Source organism: Sciscionella marina DSM 45152, assembly GCF_000379465.1.
Taxonomy (GTDB): Bacteria; Actinomycetota; Actinomycetes; order Mycobacteriales; family Pseudonocardiaceae; genus Sciscionella; species Sciscionella marina.
In genome coordinates this window covers 369,939-385,734 of sequence record NZ_KB905425.1, presented here as the reverse complement: position 1 = coordinate 385,734, position 15,796 = coordinate 369,939, and the positions used below count along the sequence as shown (strand labels likewise).

Genomic DNA, 15,796 nt, shown 5'->3' with positions numbered 1-15,796 from the left:
CCCCTTCAGGCCACCGCTCGGCGGCGCGCGGTCAGCCAGCGCACCGTCGGACCGATGTGGTTGAACGTGTACACGTGCAGTCCGGTGATCGCACCGTGCGCGCCGAGCTTGCGCACCAGCGAATCCGGCCGGTATCCACCGGGCCGCAACAGTTTCCCGGCCACCGAGCGGTTTCCGCGCACGAATCGCACCGAGTCCCCGACCCCGATGCGCATGCTGACCCGCAGCAGTTTCCGTGGATCGACCACCCCGGGAACGCCCGCGATGATCGGCAACCGGATTCCCCTGCTCCGCGCGGATTCCGCGAACCGGCACACCAGATCGGCGTCGAAGCAGAGCTGGGTGACGGTGTAGTCGGCGTACTCCTGCTTTGCCTCGAGCGCGTCGAGCATGCCGGTGAACGACATCGCGTGGTGCCCGTCCGGATAGGACGGTACGCCGACCCGCGGCGGGCGCTTGCCGAGTTCGGCCATGGCGCGCAACAGGTCGAGCCCGTTCTCGAACTCGCCGAGCGGCCGCGCGCCATCGCCACCGACGACGAACACATCCCGGATCCCGGCCGCGGCGATCCGGTCGAGCAGATCGGCGAGCTCGGCACCATCGGTCACCAGCCGCGCCGCGAGATGCGGCACCGCGTCGAACCCGAGCGCACCAAGGCTTTCGGCGAGCTCGATCGTTTCCAGCACGCCCCTGCTCGGCGAGGAGGTCACGGTGACCGTCGCCCCCGGGGGAAGCTCGGCGGCTTTGTCGAGCGCCCCGCGAAGTGGCATCACCTCGTAGCGCGGAGCGGCGAGCAGGGCAGCTTGGACCCGCCGCTTTCCCGCTCTCGTCAGGGACTCGGTCATGGCGACCCCCTCGATGATCGCTAACTCTTCGGGGTGTCTTTACGGGGATCCACGAACGGCTTCTCCACGACGGCCCCGCCGTGCACTCCCTCCGGAGTCAGGATCCGCAGTTCGGTACCGAGCGCGGTGTACTCGACCGGCACCATGGCGAGCCCGATATTGCGCTCCAGACGTGGGGAGTGACAGGCGCTGGTGACCGAACCGATCACGGTGCCCGCGGTGTCCTGCACGCTGAACGGTTCGATCATCGAGCCGTCGTTGTACGAACCGACCGAGGGCCCCTCGATCTCCACCCCTACCATGGAACGGGAGATGCCCTTCTCCTTGGCCCGGATCAGCGCGTCCTTCCCGATGAAATCGGCCTCCTGATTGAGGTCCACCATCCACTTGTAGTCGTAGCCGACCTCGAGCGGATTGGTGTCCAGGGTGATATCGCAGCCGTAAGCGAGCATGCCCGCCTCGATGCGCCGCATATGGCATGGCCCGATCGGGCGGATCCCGTGCGGCTGCCCGGCTTCCCAGACCCGGTCCCACAGCGCGACCGCGTTCCGGCTCGCCTCGTAGAGATAGATCTCGTAACCGATCTCGCCGCTGTACCCGGTGCGGCTGATCACCACGTCCATTCCGTCGATGGTGTCGTGGCGCAGCGCGTAGTACGGCATGTCCAGCACCTCGGGACCGACGAGGTCGGACATGACCGCCTTGGCCTTGGGGCCCTGGATCTGGATCGGTGCCACATCGACCTCGCCGACGTGCACGTTCCAGCCGCCCGCGTGTGCGAGCGCCAGTGCCCACAGACCCACATCGCTGTCCGCGAGGGAGAGCCAGAACCGATCCTCCTCGACGCGGAGCAGAATCGGATCGTTGACGATCCCGCCGTCCGGTGCCGTGATGAACACGTACTTGCACTGTCCGACGGCGCACTTGTGCAGATCGCGTGGCACGAGCGTATTCGTGAACGCGAGCGCGTCCGGTCCGGAGATCTCCAGCTGCCGTTCGACGCCGACATCCCAGATCGTCACGTCATTGAGCAGGGTCCAGTATTCGGCAACCGGATCGCCGTAGTGGCGCGGGTGATAGGTGTGGTTGTACACGCTGTACATCGCCACACCGTGCCGCCGGGAAGCCCAGAAGTACGGGGATTTCCGCAAACGGGTGTAAAGCATGACCGCTGGCTTGTCGACGACCTGCTGCGTCGCATCCGTAGTCGAATCGGGCGCGGAATCGTTCGCGAGCCGCGGCTTGAGCACGTCCGTCATCGCTCGCCTCCTGACGCCAGTGGTCGCTCCACCGGCTGCGCAAGGGGTAATCAAGGGAAGCTATTTAGTTGCGTATGATGCAGCCAGTTGTGACTGATGCAACAAGTGTGGCTCGCCCCGGAAAGCCGCGTCAAGGGCTGTCAAGACCCAATTTTTGCCGGTTTCCGGTGGTTACAGGGTGCGTCCGGGAGACACGGAGCGCCGCCCGGAGGTGTTGCAGCCGGGCCCGCGATCGGCTGACTTGTTCCAGCATTGTGTCATCGCCCGGCCACGTACCGGGGCTGGTCCGCGGCCCAGATCCCGCCCTCGTCGAGGTGTTTCACCAACCGCCGCTCGCCGTCGAGCACATGTTTGGCCATCGCGGAGCGAGCGGCCTGCTCGTCGGCCGCGCGCAGTGCCTCCAGGATCGCGCGGTGCGCGGGACCTAGACCGCGCCGCCAGCCCGCATCCGAGGAATAGAAGGACTGCGGGAGATACAGCGAGGCATTGCGCAGCACCCAGGCAAGCTTGCGGGAGTCCGCGACGAGGTTTACCCCGCGGTGAAAGGCGAACTCCAGGCGTTCGATCCGCTCCGCGTCCTTGTTCCGTACCGCCCTGGCCAGTTCGGTCTGGATCCCGGTCAGTTCCTCGAGCTGGTCCGTGGTGACCCGGGCTGCCGCCCTTCCGGCGAGCCGTCCCGCGATGTCCGCCTGCACCTGGAACAGATCCCCGACATCGCGGCGGGAAAGGGGATTCACCGCGAAACCCTTGCTCGGTTGCAGCGAGACCATGTCCTCACCACGCAGCGCGGCAAGTGCCTCCCGCACCGGGGTCGCACTGATCCCGAGCTCACCGGCGAGTTGATCGATACGGATATAGGTGCCCGGCTTGAGTGCCCCGGACATGATGCGATCCCGCAGATGCGCCGCCACATCATCGGAAAGCTGGCGCCGGTTCAGTCCCGGTTTGTCCGCATCCATCGCCTCTCCTTTGAGCCTGGATTATCTCTTCTCTATCATATATGATCTACGTCTCGGCTATCGAAGGAGCTGGTCGATGACTGCGGTGCTCACCGACCTTCAGGAAGACAGCGGAACCTGGTCGCTGGTGTCCTCGGCCCAATCCGGGGACATGGCTGCCTTCGGCGCGCTGTACCGGCACTACGCGCCCCAGGTCTTCGGACAGTGCCTGACGCTCACCCGGGACCGGGTACTCGCCGAGGACTGCACGAGCGAGACTTTCGTGCGCGCCCTCGCCCGGATGGATTCCCTGCGCTATCGGGGAATCGACATCGGAGCCTGGCTCGGCACCATCGCGAGGAACATCGTGCTCGACCATCTGAAGTCCGGGCGCAGCCGTCGCGAAGTGCTCACCGCCGAGAACCCGGAGACCGGGGCCTGCGAACCACAACCCGATTCGATCGTGCTCGCGGATATCGCCCGCGCCGCGGTGCGGGCCGCGCTGGACAACCTGGATCCGTCCCGGCGCCGCTGCCTCGTGCTGCGGTTCTTCCACGGATACAGCGTCGTGGAGACCGCGCGGATGATGAACCGCACCCCGGGCGCGATCAAAGTCTTGCAACACAGGGCCATTCGGGCACTGGCCTTCGATATTCCCAGTGATATCAAGGAGTTCTTCACGGCGGCGAGTTGACGGGCCTTCGCGATGCTCTAGTTGTATCGGACCGTCGGGTTGATGGCAGTCGCTGGTGGCTGGGCGTGCGCCGAGTACAGTGGCGGCGCCGTGCGTTGTAGTGCTCGCGCCTGCAGCCGCCCAACCGGAGACTCTCCCCCCGCTTCAACGAAAGCCGCCCGCTACCAACGTCCTGGCCAAATAAAGCTTATTCGCGTGGGGAGGTTGATTCCGAGCATATGGATCGTATTCGGAAGTTCGCTGCCGAGTTGCCCACGGACGTGCTCGCTGGTGAGACTGGGCCGCGTAGGTCGAGTCGTCCGATCCGGGAACCGCACGCCCGCCTCGATCCGACAGCAGCACGATCCCCGCCACCGTCCTCGGCTCAGAAAGCGAAGTGCTCGACAGGGGATGCCGGGACCGCGCCGCGCACCCGACTCCGATCACCAGCCAGCACTCACCCAAGCCCACCTTCAGCACCACGCCAACGGCAGCCGCACCATCGAACGGAAAGTCCACATCCACAACGGGCTAGCTCGAATCAATCCCGTCCGAATTCACCCCACCCGAATACCGGCGGCGCGTCTCCGAGCGGTAGGCACCCTGAGTGGTTCCCGCGTGACGGAACTCGCTTGGAAAACGTGCGATTGTTGCTATGCTCGAACGCGCTGATGGTTCACCGTCCCACCCCAGGGACGAGTGAGGCAAGAGGGAACCCAGTGTGAATCTGGGACTGCCCCGCAGCGGTGAGCGGGAACGACCGCCGTCATCGAGCACTGGGTACACGGCCCGGGAAGCGACGGCCAGTAGGTCCACCGATCCGGTGGGTGCCCGCGAGTCCGAAGACCTGCCATCGGTGTGCAAGTCCGATGGTCTCGAGGGCGGCAAGGGCGGAGGTGGTGCGGCGTTGTCCTGCCCACCTGTCCTCCACCACTCCCGCGCGGCCGCCGGAACACCGCGAGCTCGCGAGGAGAGAGCCCATGGAGCAAGGAAAATCGACGATCGGTTCGACCGTACTCGGCTATCCGAGGATCGGGCCGCGCCGGGAACTCAAACGTGCCGTCGAACGGTACTGGGCCGAGCGCATCGACGCCGGACAACTCGAACAGGTCGCCGCCGAACTACGTGCCGGAACGATCTCCGAGCTGTCCACGGCCGGGCTCGAATCCGTGCCGTGCAACACCTTCTCCTACTACGACCATGTGCTCGACACCGCGGTGCTTTTCGACGCCGTACCGCAACGGTTCCGTGAAATCGGCCTCGGCGCGCTCGACGAGTATTTCGCCATGGCTCGTGGGCGCGCCAAGGTCACCCCGCTCGAACTGACGAAATGGTTCGACACCAACTACCACTATCTGGTCCCCGAGCTCGCCCCGGACACGAAATTCCGCTTGGCCGGGGACAAGCCGCTCGCCGAATATGCCGAAGCGAAGGCGGCCGGTGTACAAGCGCGCCCGGTGCTGCTCGGCCCGGTGACCTTCCTGCTGCTGGCCAAGGCCGCCCCGCACGCACCTGCCGGGTTCGACCCGCTCGATCTGCTCGATCCGCTGCTCGATGCGTACGCCGAACTACTCGGGAAGCTGGCCGAGGCCGGGGCGCACTGGGTGCAGCTGGACGAGCCGGCCTTCGCCGCGGACCGCTCCAGCGGCGAGCTCGACGCCCTGCGGCGGGCCTACGATCGGCTCAGCGGTCAGCAGAACCGGCCGAAACTCCTTGTCGCCGGGTACTTCGGCGATCTCGGCGACGCACTCCCGGTACTCGCCGACACCGGTATCGAGGCCATCGCGCTCGACCTGGTCACCGCACCGCAAACGGCGGATCGCGTTGCCTCGCTTGGCAAACTGCGCGACAAGACCCTCGTCGCGGGGGTGGTCGACGGGCGCAATGTCTGGCGCACCGATCTACGTTCGGCCGCGTCGACCTGTGCCGCACTGCTCGGTTCGGTCGGCGGGCTCGCGGTGTCCACCTCGTGTTCGCTGCTGCACGTGCCCTACGACCTGAACGCGGAACCGGCGCTGTACGAGGAATTGCGGGAGCGGCTGGCGTTCGCGCGGCAGAAGGTCGACGAGGTGGTGCTGCTCGGGCGCGCCATGGAACACGAGGATTCCGGGATCTCCGAACAACTGGCCGCCGCCTCCGATCGGGTCCGGAAGGCGACCGCGCGGGCGCGCAAGGACGAGCAGCTGCGCGGCCGGATCGCCGCACTGCGCCCGGAACAGCGTAAGCGGGTCGACTACGCGAACCGGGCGCAGGCGCAGCAGGCACGGCTCAAACTGCCGCCACTGGCCACCACGACGATCGGTTCCTTCCCGCAGACACCCTCGATTCGCCAGGCACGCGCGGAACTGCGGGACGGCAAGATCGACGAGGCCACCTACACCGAGCGGATGCGCACCGAGATCCGCGAGGTCATCGAATTCCAGGAGAGCATCGGGCTCGATGTGCTCGTGCACGGCGAGCCGGAGCGCAACGACATGGTGCAGTACTTCTCCGAGGGACTGGAGGGTTTCTTCTCGACCGAGAACGGCTGGGTGCAGTCCTACGGTTCGCGTTGTGTGCGCCCGCCGATCCTGCACGGGGATGTGTCCCGCACCGCCCCGCTCTCGGTCGAATGGAGCACCTACGCCCAGTCGCTGACCGAGAAACCGGTCAAGGGCATGCTCACCGGTCCGGTCACGATCCTGGCCTGGTCCTTCGTGCGCGATGATCAGCCGCTGGCCACGACGGCCGATCAGGTCGCGCTCGCCCTGCGCGACGAGATCCACGACCTGGAGGCCGCGGGCATCCGCGTCGTACAGGTGGACGAGCCGGCGCTGCGCGAACTGCTGCCGCTGCGGGAAAGCGAACGCCCGGCCTACCTGGAGTGGGCGGTGGATTCCTTCCGGCTGGCCACATCCGGTGCGGCCGCGGCGACCCAGATCCACACGCACCTGTGCTACTCGGAGTTCGCCGATGTGATCGAGGCGATCGACGGGCTCGACGCGGATGTCACCACCATCGAGGCGGCCCGCTCGCGCATGGAAGTGCTCGAGGATCTGCGCGCGATCGGGTTCGCCAGGGGTGTCGGGCCGGGCATCTACGACATCCACTCCCCACGCGTTCCCGAGCTCGGTGAGCAGTCCGAACTGCTGAGCGCCGCCAAGGCAGCGGTGCCCGCGGAGCGCCTGTGGGTCAACCCGGACTGTGGTCTCAAGACCCGCGGCTACTCGGAGGTGGAGAAAGCGCTGCGGAACATGGTCGGCGCGGCCACCGCACTGCGGTAAAGCTCTCGGTCAGCGCAATCGGCGGGGTGAATCGGACCGGTCCACCCCGCCGATCTGTCGGCATAGTAGTCTCCACTTCTCAGACGTCTGAGGACTTGCTAGGCTCCGTCACGTGACAGGAGCCAATCAGGGCGCGGCGCACCGGATCAACCGCGGGCCGATCGTGCCGCAGATCGAACAGTCGCTCCGGGACCAGCTGCGCGAACGGCGCTGGGCACCGGGACAGAAGCTGCCGAACGAGTCCGCGCTCGCCACCGAGCTCGGCGTCGGGCGGTCCTCGGTGCGCGAGGCGGTCCGGCTGCTCGTCCGCGACGGACTGCTCGAGGTGCGCCACGGCTCGGGCACCTTCGTGCTCGACCAGGCAGCGAACGAACCGGACGTCGGCGAACTGCTGCGCAAGGCCCGGCTGCTGGAGGTCTACGAGGTGCGCCGGGGTATCGAGGTGGAGGCGGCGCGCCTGGCCAGTACCCGCGCACATGCCGAGCAACTGGGTCCGCTGCGTGACCGGCTCACCGAACGCAACACGGCGGGCGATCCGGTCGGCTACGTCGATGCCGATATGGCCTTCCACCGCGGGGTGGTGGAACTGTCCGGCAACGCCCTGCTGCTCGGGCTCTACGACGCGGTGCTGCCGAGCATCCGGGACGCCACCCTGGAGCGGATCGTCAACGACGGCGATGTGCCGGACACACCCTGCGCGCACACGGATCTGCTCACCGCCATCGAACGCGGGGACCCCGAAGCCGCGATCGCCGCGACACTGGCGAACCTGGACGCGACGTCCGCGCCGCTGCGAGATCCCCGGTGAGCACCCGAACGCTCGGTACCGCCGCGGCGGCCACCCTCGGCGGGGTCGGCGCGGCCGTCGGCGGGCTGCTCGGCGGCGGCAACGGCGTGGTCTACGTTCCGGCGCTCGACCGGCTCACCACGCTGCCACGCGCGGTGCTGCACGGAACCTCCGCCGCAGCCACCGTCGCGATCTGCGTGGTCGGCCCGCTGGTTTTCACGCTCGGTGGCGGCGGGGTCGATCTGCACAGCGGAACCGGGCTCATGATCGGCAGTGCGATCGGCGCATACTTCGGCGCCAGACTGCTGACCCGGTTACCGGACACGCTCCTGCGGATGCTGTTCCTCGCCGTGGTCGTGGCGACCGGCGTCAAGCTGTTCCTGGACGTGTTCGGGCTGGACCCGCTCGGCGGGACGGCGGCACTGCCCCGGGCGCTGCTGGACGACCCGTGGTTCCTCGTACCGCTCACCGCCGTGGCCGGGCTGGTCATCGGCGCCTGGTCGGGCGCGATGGGCCTCGGCGGCGGGCTGCTCGCGGTACCGGTGCTCGTGCTGCTTTTCGGCACCGACCTGCACACCGCGGAGGGCACCTCGCTGCTGATGTTCCTGCCCACCTCGATCGTGAGCGCTGTGGTGCACCTGCGCCAGGGCACCGCGGACGGCCGGCTCGCGCTGCTGCTCAACCTCGGCGCCGTCCCGGGCACGATCGCGGGCGCCCTGCTCGCGCTCGCGCTTTCCGGAACGGCACTGTCGATCGTGTTCGGTACGTTCGCCCTCGCGGTGGCCGCCCGCGAACTGTTCGCTATGCGCCGAGCTCCCGCAGTTTCGGCACCACATCCTCGGTAAACTGGGTGAGGAATCGCTCCTGGTCGTTGCCTGGACCGTGGAACACCAGGTGGTCGAAGCCCGCGTCGAGGTAGAACTTCACCTTCTCCACGGCCTCCTCCGGGTCGGAGGCGACGATCCAGCGACTGGCGATCTGTTCGCTGGTCAGGGCATCGCCTGCCTTCTCCATCTCCACCGGATCGGAGAGGCTGTGCTTCTGCTCCGCGGAAAGCGCGAGCGGTCCCCAGAACCGGGTGTTCTCGATGGCCCGTTCGTGGTCGCGGTCGTAGGAGAGCTTGATCTCGATCATCTTCTCGATCGAGCCGGGTTCCTTGCCCGCCGCGGCCAGGCCTTCCTCGACGGCGGGAAGCAGCTTGTCCCGGTAGAGTTCCTCGCCCTTTCCGCTGGTGCAGATGAATCCGTCACCGGCGCGGCCGGCGTACTTCGCGACGACCGGCCCACCGGCGGCCACGAACACCGGGATGCGCTCATCCGGACGGTCGTACACGGTGGCGTTGTCGGTTTGGTAGTAGTCGCCGTCGAAGCTGACCCGCTCGCCGTCCCAGAGCGCGCGCATCAGCCGCACCGATTCCCGCAGCCGCGCGAACCGCTCCTTGAACGCCGGCCACTCGAACTTGGCGACGGCCAGCTCGTTCAGCGCCTCCCCGGTGCCGATCCCGAGCATCACCCGGCCGGGGAACAGGCAGCCGAGGGTGCCGAAGGCCTGCGCGACCACCGCGGGGTTGTACCGGAAGGTCGCGGTGAGCACGCTGGTGCCCAGCTGAACCCGCGAGGTCCGCTCCCCGACCGCGCCCATCCAGGCCATCGAGAAGGGCGCGTGCCCGCCGTTGTGCCGCCAGGGCTGGAAGTGATCAGAGACCATGACACTGTCGAGGCCAAGTTCTTCGGCCCGCACCGCGTACTCGACGAGATCCCGGGGGCCGAACTGTTCCGCGGATGCTTTGTAACCGATCTTCACTACGTCATCCTGCCACGCTGTGCGCGGACCCCGCCAATGTTGCGAATCGCTACCCAGGGTTGCGGCGCAACAGATACGTGTCCATGATCCAACCGTTGCGCTCGCGTGCTTCCGCGCGCACCCCTGCTTGACCTACTCAGCATCTCCGCGGCCACCCCGGAAACCCCGCCCGGACACCGTGCCCCCCTCGGGAGTACCGAGACAGGCACCCCGGCCCAACCCCTACCCAGGGTTGCGGCGCAACAGATACGTGTCCATGATCCAACCGTTGCGCTCGCGTGCTTCCGCGCGGACTTGCTTGATCTCCGCGGCCACCTCGGGCAGCCTGCCGGACACCGTGACCTCCTCGGGAGTGCCGAGATATGCGCCCCAGTAGATCTCCATTCCGGTGTTCTCGATCTCGGCGAACGTGCAGTGCGCGTCCAGCATCACGACCACGTCGTCCACGCCGTCCGGGAATCCCTCGGCGAGCCTGCGTCCGGTGGTGATCTGCACCGGGCGACCGATCCGGTTCAGCCCGGTGCGATGCCGCGCCACCAGCGAGGAGACGCTGCTGACCCCGGGGATCACGGTGTACTCGAAGCTGAGCGTGCCGCGCGCGAGGATGTCCTCGAGGATGCCGAGGGTGCTGTCGTAGAGCGTCGGATCGCCCCAGACGAGGAACGCGCCCGTCTCGTCCTCGCCGAGCTCCTCGGTGATCATCCGCGCACAGACGTCGGCCCGCCGTTTGCGCCAGTCCTCGACCGCGGACACGTATTCGGCGCTGGACCGGTCCCGCGGCGGATCGTTCGCCTCCGCGATGCGGTAACCGCCTTCGGGCACGTAGCGGCCGAGCACCTCGGCGCGGAAGTCCACGAGCTCCTTCTTGCGTTCGCCCTTGTCCAGGATGAAGAACACATCCACGGTGCGCATCGCCTCGACGGCGCGCACCGTCAGATGTTCCGGGTCACCTTCGCCGATACCGATCAGCACAATATTCCGCACGGTGAGAGATTATGCGCGAGTGCGGTCCGGCACCCGGGAGCTACCCACGAGCACCCCGGGTGACCGCCGAATCAGTCCCAGTAGCCGAGATTCGCGGAGAGCTCCCCCGCCGCCCGGATGATCTCCACGCTGACCTGCCTGATGCGCTCGCGGGTGAGCCGATAGGCGGGCCCGGAGGCGGAAAGCGCGGCGACCACGTCACCGTGATCCCCGCGCACCGGAACCGCGACCGCGTGCATGCCGAGCTCCAGCTCCTCGAAACACCAGGAGTAGCCGTCCCGCACGATCGAGTCGAGTTCGGTGCTCAGCTCCGCGCCATCGGTGATCGTCTTCGGCGTGAAATCCTCGAGCCTGCGCCGCAACAGCGCACGTCTGCGCGCCAACGGAAGATGGGCCAGCAGTACCTTTCCGCTCGACGTCGCGTGCAGCGCGGTCCGCTGACCGATCCAGTTCTGCGTGGCGACCGCGGATGTGGAACGCGACTGCGCGATGTTCACCGCGACCCCGTCGTCGTTCAGGATCGCCACGTTCACCGTTTCACCGAGCTCCTCGGCGAGCTGCTCGCAGACCGGTTGACTCAACGAGGCGATATCCGTCCGGTTGCTCGCGGCTCCCGCGAGCCGGACGATCCCGATACCAATGGCGTACTTTCCACGCGAGCCGAGCTGTTCGACCAGCCCGCGCGCCTGCAATACCGAAACCAGCCGGGATGCCGTGGACTTGTGCACATCGAGCTCACCCGCGATCTCGGTGATACCCGCTTCCCCTTGTTTCGCAAGGAACTCAAGCACAGTGATGGCACGGTCGACCGACTGCACCGCTGTCGAGCTTCCCCGCCTTTCCGTTGGGTTGCTCATAACGCAACGGTATCGCATCCCGTACGTCGCGCAGTCGGCCTGGGGGTATCAACTAGGCATCGGTGCGCTGAAAACGCGTCAGGGATCCCGTGTGCCACGCACACGGAATCCCTGACGCACCTGCTCAGAGCGCTTTCAGTTCCTCGATTACCTCGTTGACCGAGGATTTCGCGTCGCCAAAAAGCATCGCCGTCTTCGGATTGTGGTAGAGCTCATTCTCGATGCCCGCGAATCCCGCGCTCATCGAGCGTTTCAACACGATCACCGACCTGGACTCGTCCACATTCAGGATGGGCATGCCGTGGATCGGTGACCCGGGGTCAGTACGTGCTGCCGGATTGGTGACATCGTTCGCCCCGATCACCAGCGAGACATCGGTGCGGGAGAACTCGCCATTGATGTCGTCCATTTCCTTGAGCTGGTCATAAGGTACGTCCGCCTCGGCGAGCAACACGTTCATGTGCCCCGGCATCCGGCCCGCCACCGGGTGGATCGCATAGTTGACGCTGACTCCCTTGTCCTCCAACAGTTTCGCCATGTCCTTGACCGCGTGCTGGGCCTGTGCGACCGCCATACCGTAGCCGGGGACCACGATGACCTGACCGGCGTAGGCGAGCTGAATGGCCGCATCCGAGGCACTCGTGGAGCGCACCGTCTTCTCCCCGGCGTCCGCGCTCGAGGCACTCGCGACGGCCGCGCCACCACCGAAACCGCCTGCCACGATCGCGGGGATCGAACGGTTCATGGCCTTGGCCATCTGATCGGTGAGGATCGAACCGGAGGCGCCGACGATCATGCCCGCCACGATCATCGCCGTGTTCTCCAGCGCGAGCCCCATGGCCGCGGCGGACAATCCGGTGAACGCGTTGAGCAGTGAGATCACCACGGGCATGTCCGCGCCGCCGATCGGGAACACCACGAGCAGGCCGAGTACCGCGGCGAACACGAGCACGCCGACGATCAGCCATTCGGTGCGGGAAGCCCCGATCGCGACGATCACCGCGCAGGCGAGGGTGAGCAGGATGACGAGAATGTTCAGCGGTTGCTGGAGTTTCCCCGCGCTCACCGGCTTACCGGGCAGGATCTCCTGCAATTTGCCGAAGGCGACCAGCGATCCCCAGAACGAGATCGAACCGACGACCGCGGCGAACAGCGAGGCGATCACGAAATACAGGGGGTGATCGAGATATCCCGCGGAATCACGGAATTCCACCCAGGCGATCAGCGCGACGGCCCCGCCACCGAGACCGTTGAACAGCGCCACCATCTGCGGCATGGCGGTCATCTTCACCTGGCGCGCGGACGGAATGCCGAGCAGCACACCGATCACCACCGCGCCCGCGATGAGCCACCAGTTGCTGATTCCGGGTTGCAACAGCGTCGCGATGACCGCGATCGCCATGCCGACGGCGGCGATCTTGTTGCCGCGCACCGCGGTTCGCGGACCGGTCAGGCCCATGAGGCCGTAGATGAACAACGCGAACGCGATGATGTAGAGAACGGTGATCAAGGTATGCATCAGGAATCACCGTCCTTGGCCGCCGCCTTCTTCTCCGTCGCGGGCTTCTGCTTGAACATGCCGAGCATCCGGTCCGTGACGAGGAATCCACCGATGACGTTGATGGTGCCGAACACGATCGCGACCACGGCGAGCAGTTTGGACCAGAATCCGTCCGCCCCGCTGCCGAGCACGATGAGCCCGCCGAGCAACACGATTCCGTGAATCGCGTTCGTGCCGGACATCAGTGGTGTGTGCAAAGTATTCGGCACCTTGGAGATGACCGAGAAGCCGACGAAACCGGCGAGCACGAGTATGGCGATATTCGCGAGCAACATGTCAGGAATTCCCCTCGTCTTTCGCCTCGCTCGTCACGCAGGACTTCGCGAGGATCTCGTCCGAGAAATCCGGAGCGAACGCGCCTTCCGAATCGAGCATGAGCTCGAGCAGGGCCTGCACATTGCGCGCATACAGTTCGCTGGAATGCTCGGGCATGGTCGCGGGCAGGTTGAGCGGCGAAGCAATCGTGACATCGTGTTTGACCACGGTCTCCCCGGGCTCGGTCAGCTCGCAGTTTCCTCCGGTCTCCCCGGCCATGTCCACGATCACGCTGCCCGCGCGCATTCCGCGCACCGCATCGGCACTGACCAGTTTCGGCGCGGGCCGCCCGGGAACGAGCGCGGTGGTGATCACCACGTCGAAACCGGAAATGGCTTCACTGAGGCGTTTCTGCTGCTCGGCCTTCTCCTCATCGGAGAGTTCACGGGCATAGCCGCCCTCACCGGCCGCCTCGATCCCGAGGTCGAGCCACTGCGCACCGAGTGACCGGACCTGTTCGGCGACCTCGGGGCGCACATCGTATCCGGTGGTGCGCGCGCCGAGCCGTTTCGCGGTGGCGAGCGCCTGCAGTCCGGCGACGCCGACACCGAGCACGAGCGCGGTGGCCGGTTTCACCGTTCCGGCTGCCGTGGTCAGCATCGGGAAGAACCGGGTCGCCGCGGTGGCAGCGAGCAATACCGCTTTGTAACCGCCGACGTTCGCCTGCGAGGAAAGCGCGTCCATCGATTGGGCACGCGAAATTCGCGGAATGGATTCCACCGCGAATCCGGTGACCCCTGCGGTGCGCAGCCCGGAAATCGTTTCGGCGTTCGTCAGCGGGGAAAGAAACCCGATGAGCGTCGATCCGCTGGAGAGTTTGCCGATCTCCTCGGCACTCGGCGGATTGACCTTGACGACGACATCGGCGCTCCACGGATCACCGATCGTGGCGCCCGATTCGGTATAGGCCTCATCGGGAATCAGCGCCTCGATACCCGCGCCCTGCTCGACGATGACCTCGAATCCGCTCGAGCGCAGCCGTTCGATCACCTTCGGCACGAGCGCGACGCGTCGTTCGCCTTCCGCGGTTTCCTTTGGTACACCGACGCGTGCCGCCGGTGTACTCGCCTCGTTCGGCTCGCGGCTCTGTGTCAATGATTCGCTCGCAGGCTCGCTCATTTGCGTCCTTCGACGAAGCCGTCCTTGTAGAAGCTGTTAGACATGGCGGAAACATAGCTTGTTTGCCGCCTTTCGCACACCTACCCGGTTGACGGGGCGTCCCACGCTGCGGACGCCCCGTCAACGCTGTTCCGATTCAGAACGGGTTCGGTATTGCCCACCGCACGCGGATGACCAGCAATTGTTGCTTAGCAAACCGAACGTCTGTACTTTTATTTTCCCCCTGTGGTTATCCCCACGTCGCTGAGCGCCTGGGCTTCCCGTCCGTCGCGAGCGGGAGTCAGGTTCGGCGCCTCACGGGACACCCGCGCCCGATATCGGCAAGGCGGAGGATCGAGCCGCGGTGGGTTTCTGCGGCGATTGCGCGCCTTCGCCGCGAGGCGCAGCCGTGGCACGCGAAGGTACTTCGCAAAGTCACCCGAAGCTACTTCGCCAATGTCACGCGAAGGTACTTCGCCAACGTCACGCGAAGGTACTTCGCCAACGTTGCAGCGCAGCAGGACATGGAGCCGCCAGGTGTGCTCATTCCTAGGATTTGGCCGCTGATGCCTCTTCGGCTTCGCGTTCGGCCCGTTTCGCCGCCTGGTGTCCGTCCTCGTTCATTCCGGTGCGCCAATAACCGGAGATCGAAAGGCGATCCGCGGGAATACCCCACTCATCGCGGAACAGACCGCGAAGCTGTTTCACCGCACCAGCCTCGCCGTGCACGAAGGCGTGTACTGGATCCGTGCCCGCCTCGAGCCCGCGCAGGGTCTCCACCAGCTTCTCCCCGTAGTGCGCGCCATCGCGGTGCACCCAGGTCACGGTCAGTTCGGCCTTGGTGGTCAACGGCTGGCGCTCCTGCTCACCGGCGACCTCGATCACCGCGTGCGCCCGCGCGCCATCCGGAAGGGCCTCCACCGCCGCACCGATCGCGGGCAGCGCGCTCTCATCGCCGACGAGCAGGTGCCTGGCGACATCCTCGCGCGGAGAGTACGCGCCACCCGGCCCGAGCATCGCGAGCCTGTCTCCGGGACCGGCCGTCTGCGCCCACGGCCCCGCGAGCCCCTCGGCACCATGGGTGAGGAAGTCGATGGCGAGCTCCCCGGCTTCCCGGTCCAGCCAGCGCACCGTGTACGTACGCATGTCCGGCCACTGCTCGCGCGGCAGCTCCTCACGGATCTGGTTGATGTCGAACGGTTCCGGATAGGCCACGCCCGGCTTCGGGAACAACAGCTTCACGTAGCTGTCGGTGAACCCGTTGTACCCGAAGTCCGCGAGCTCCTCACCACCGAAGATCACCCTGATCATCGTCGGGGTCAGCCGTTCGGTGCGTATCACTCGCAGCGTCGTGTTCCGCCGCTTCTTCTCCGCCACAGTGCCTCCTTGACTACTCTCAAGTAAGGCTACCCT

The 15,796-nt window shown here is 66.4% G+C and carries 14 protein-coding genes and 1 riboswitch; of the genes, 4 read left to right on the top strand and 10 right to left on the bottom strand.

Translation table 11 applies throughout. The features are described 5' to 3' along the window. Positions 1 to 5 precede the first annotated feature (5 nt). From A37U_RS0135070 to A37U_RS0135060, 3 genes are all read right to left on the bottom strand, one after another. Positions 6 to 845: a methylenetetrahydrofolate reductase gene (locus A37U_RS0135070; protein WP_020501337.1), complete on the bottom strand. Its 840-nt coding sequence runs from the start codon at positions 843 to 845 to the stop codon at positions 6 to 8. 20 nt (positions 846 to 865) lie between these two features. Beyond that, positions 866 to 2,104: a glycine cleavage T C-terminal barrel domain-containing protein gene (locus tag A37U_RS0135065; protein WP_020501336.1), complete on the bottom strand. Its 1,239-nt coding sequence runs from the start codon at positions 2,102 to 2,104 to the stop codon at positions 866 to 868. Positions 2,105 to 2,361: 257 nt separating this feature from the next. After that, on the bottom strand, positions 2,362 to 3,063 hold the full coding sequence (locus A37U_RS0135060; protein WP_020501335.1) for a GntR family transcriptional regulator: 702 nt from the start codon (positions 3,061 to 3,063) through the stop codon (positions 2,362 to 2,364). A gap of 76 nt (positions 3,064 to 3,139) precedes the next feature. Between A37U_RS0135060 and A37U_RS0135055 the strand changes: the two genes are divergently transcribed. From A37U_RS0135055 to A37U_RS0135040, 4 genes are all read left to right on the top strand, one after another. After that, positions 3,140 to 3,736, top strand: coding sequence for an RNA polymerase sigma factor (locus tag A37U_RS0135055; RefSeq protein WP_020501334.1), 597 nt, complete (start codon positions 3,140 to 3,142; stop codon positions 3,734 to 3,736). A gap of 634 nt (positions 3,737 to 4,370) precedes the next feature. Continuing rightward, a riboswitch (cobalamin riboswitch) is annotated at positions 4,371 to 4,584 on the top strand. A gap of 111 nt (positions 4,585 to 4,695) precedes the next feature. Beyond that, complete coding sequence (gene metE, locus A37U_RS0135050; protein WP_020501333.1) at positions 4,696 to 6,978, top strand: 5-methyltetrahydropteroyltriglutamate--homocysteine S-methyltransferase; 2,283 nt, start codon at positions 4,696 to 4,698, stop codon at positions 6,976 to 6,978. Positions 6,979 to 7,090: 112 nt separating this feature from the next. Next, complete coding sequence (locus tag A37U_RS0135045) at positions 7,091 to 7,786, top strand: FadR/GntR family transcriptional regulator (protein WP_020501332.1); 696 nt, start codon at positions 7,091 to 7,093, stop codon at positions 7,784 to 7,786. Continuing rightward, on the top strand, positions 7,783 to 8,610 hold the full coding sequence (locus A37U_RS0135040; protein WP_020501331.1) for a sulfite exporter TauE/SafE family protein: 828 nt from the start codon (positions 7,783 to 7,785) through the stop codon (positions 8,608 to 8,610). The genes A37U_RS0135045 and A37U_RS0135040 overlap by 4 nt, the downstream gene beginning before the upstream one ends. Here A37U_RS0135040 and fgd read toward each other — a convergent pair. The 7 genes from fgd to A37U_RS0135005 form a co-directional block, all read right to left on the bottom strand. Continuing rightward, a complete protein-coding gene (gene fgd, locus A37U_RS0135035; protein WP_020501330.1) occupies positions 8,567 to 9,568 on the bottom strand; it encodes a glucose-6-phosphate dehydrogenase (coenzyme-F420) in 1,002 nt (333 codons plus the stop codon). The genes A37U_RS0135040 and fgd overlap by 44 nt on opposite strands. A 222-nt stretch (positions 9,569 to 9,790) precedes the next feature. Beyond that, positions 9,791 to 10,552: a precorrin-6A synthase (deacetylating) gene (cobF, locus tag A37U_RS0135030; protein ID WP_026197946.1), complete on the bottom strand. Its 762-nt coding sequence runs from the start codon at positions 10,550 to 10,552 to the stop codon at positions 9,791 to 9,793. A 71-nt stretch (positions 10,553 to 10,623) separates the two neighbouring features. Beyond that, entirely contained in the window at positions 10,624 to 11,409 is a 786-nt protein-coding gene (locus tag A37U_RS0135025; protein WP_026197945.1) for an IclR family transcriptional regulator, read from the bottom strand. Positions 11,410 to 11,533: 124 nt separating this feature from the next. After that, positions 11,534 to 12,928, bottom strand: a complete 1,395-nt coding sequence (locus tag A37U_RS0135020) for an NAD(P)(+) transhydrogenase (Re/Si-specific) subunit beta (RefSeq protein WP_020501327.1) — start codon at positions 12,926 to 12,928, stop codon at positions 11,534 to 11,536. Then, positions 12,928 to 13,245, bottom strand: a complete 318-nt coding sequence (locus A37U_RS0135015) for an NAD(P) transhydrogenase subunit alpha part 2 (RefSeq protein ID WP_020501326.1) — start codon at positions 13,243 to 13,245, stop codon at positions 12,928 to 12,930. Before A37U_RS0135015 ends, A37U_RS0135020 begins: the two co-directional genes overlap by 1 nt. Before the next feature lies 1 nt (position 13,246). After that, positions 13,247 to 14,404 carry a Re/Si-specific NAD(P)(+) transhydrogenase subunit alpha gene (locus tag A37U_RS0135010; RefSeq protein ID WP_020501325.1) on the bottom strand — a complete coding sequence of 386 codons (1,158 nt, stop codon included), beginning with the start codon at positions 14,402 to 14,404 and terminating at the stop codon, positions 13,247 to 13,249. Positions 14,405 to 14,932: 528 nt separating this feature from the next. Beyond that, positions 14,933 to 15,760 carry a siderophore-interacting protein gene (locus tag A37U_RS0135005; protein ID WP_020501324.1) on the bottom strand — a complete coding sequence of 276 codons (828 nt, stop codon included), beginning with the start codon at positions 15,758 to 15,760 and terminating at the stop codon, positions 14,933 to 14,935. Between the last annotated feature and the right edge of the window lie 36 nt (positions 15,761 to 15,796).

What these genes read in the sequence shown, in the direction of transcription:
- A37U_RS0135055 (WP_020501334.1), top strand. Translation starts at nt 3,140, where the DNA reads ATGACTGCGGTGCTCACCGACCTTCAGGAAGACAGCGGAACCTGGTCG.
- A37U_RS0135070 (WP_020501337.1), bottom strand. Translation starts at nt 845, where the DNA reads ATGACCGAGTCCCTGACGAGAGCGGGAAAGCGGCGGGTCCAAGCTGCC.
- A37U_RS0135060 (WP_020501335.1), bottom strand. Translation starts at nt 3,063, where the DNA reads ATGGATGCGGACAAACCGGGACTGAACCGGCGCCAGCTTTCCGATGAT.
- A37U_RS0135010 (WP_020501325.1), bottom strand. Translation starts at nt 14,404, where the DNA reads ATGAGCGAGCCTGCGAGCGAATCATTGACACAGAGCCGCGAGCCGAAC.
- metE (WP_020501333.1), top strand. Translation starts at nt 4,696, where the DNA reads ATGGAGCAAGGAAAATCGACGATCGGTTCGACCGTACTCGGCTATCCG.
- A37U_RS0135020 (WP_020501327.1), bottom strand. Translation starts at nt 12,928, where the DNA reads ATGCATACCTTGATCACCGTTCTCTACATCATCGCGTTCGCGTTGTTC.
- A37U_RS0135065 (WP_020501336.1), bottom strand. Translation starts at nt 2,104, where the DNA reads ATGACGGACGTGCTCAAGCCGCGGCTCGCGAACGATTCCGCGCCCGAT.
- A37U_RS0135015 (WP_020501326.1), bottom strand. Translation starts at nt 13,245, where the DNA reads ATGTTGCTCGCGAATATCGCCATACTCGTGCTCGCCGGTTTCGTCGGC.
- A37U_RS0135025 (WP_026197945.1), bottom strand. Translation starts at nt 11,409, where the DNA reads ATGAGCAACCCAACGGAAAGGCGGGGAAGCTCGACAGCGGTGCAGTCG.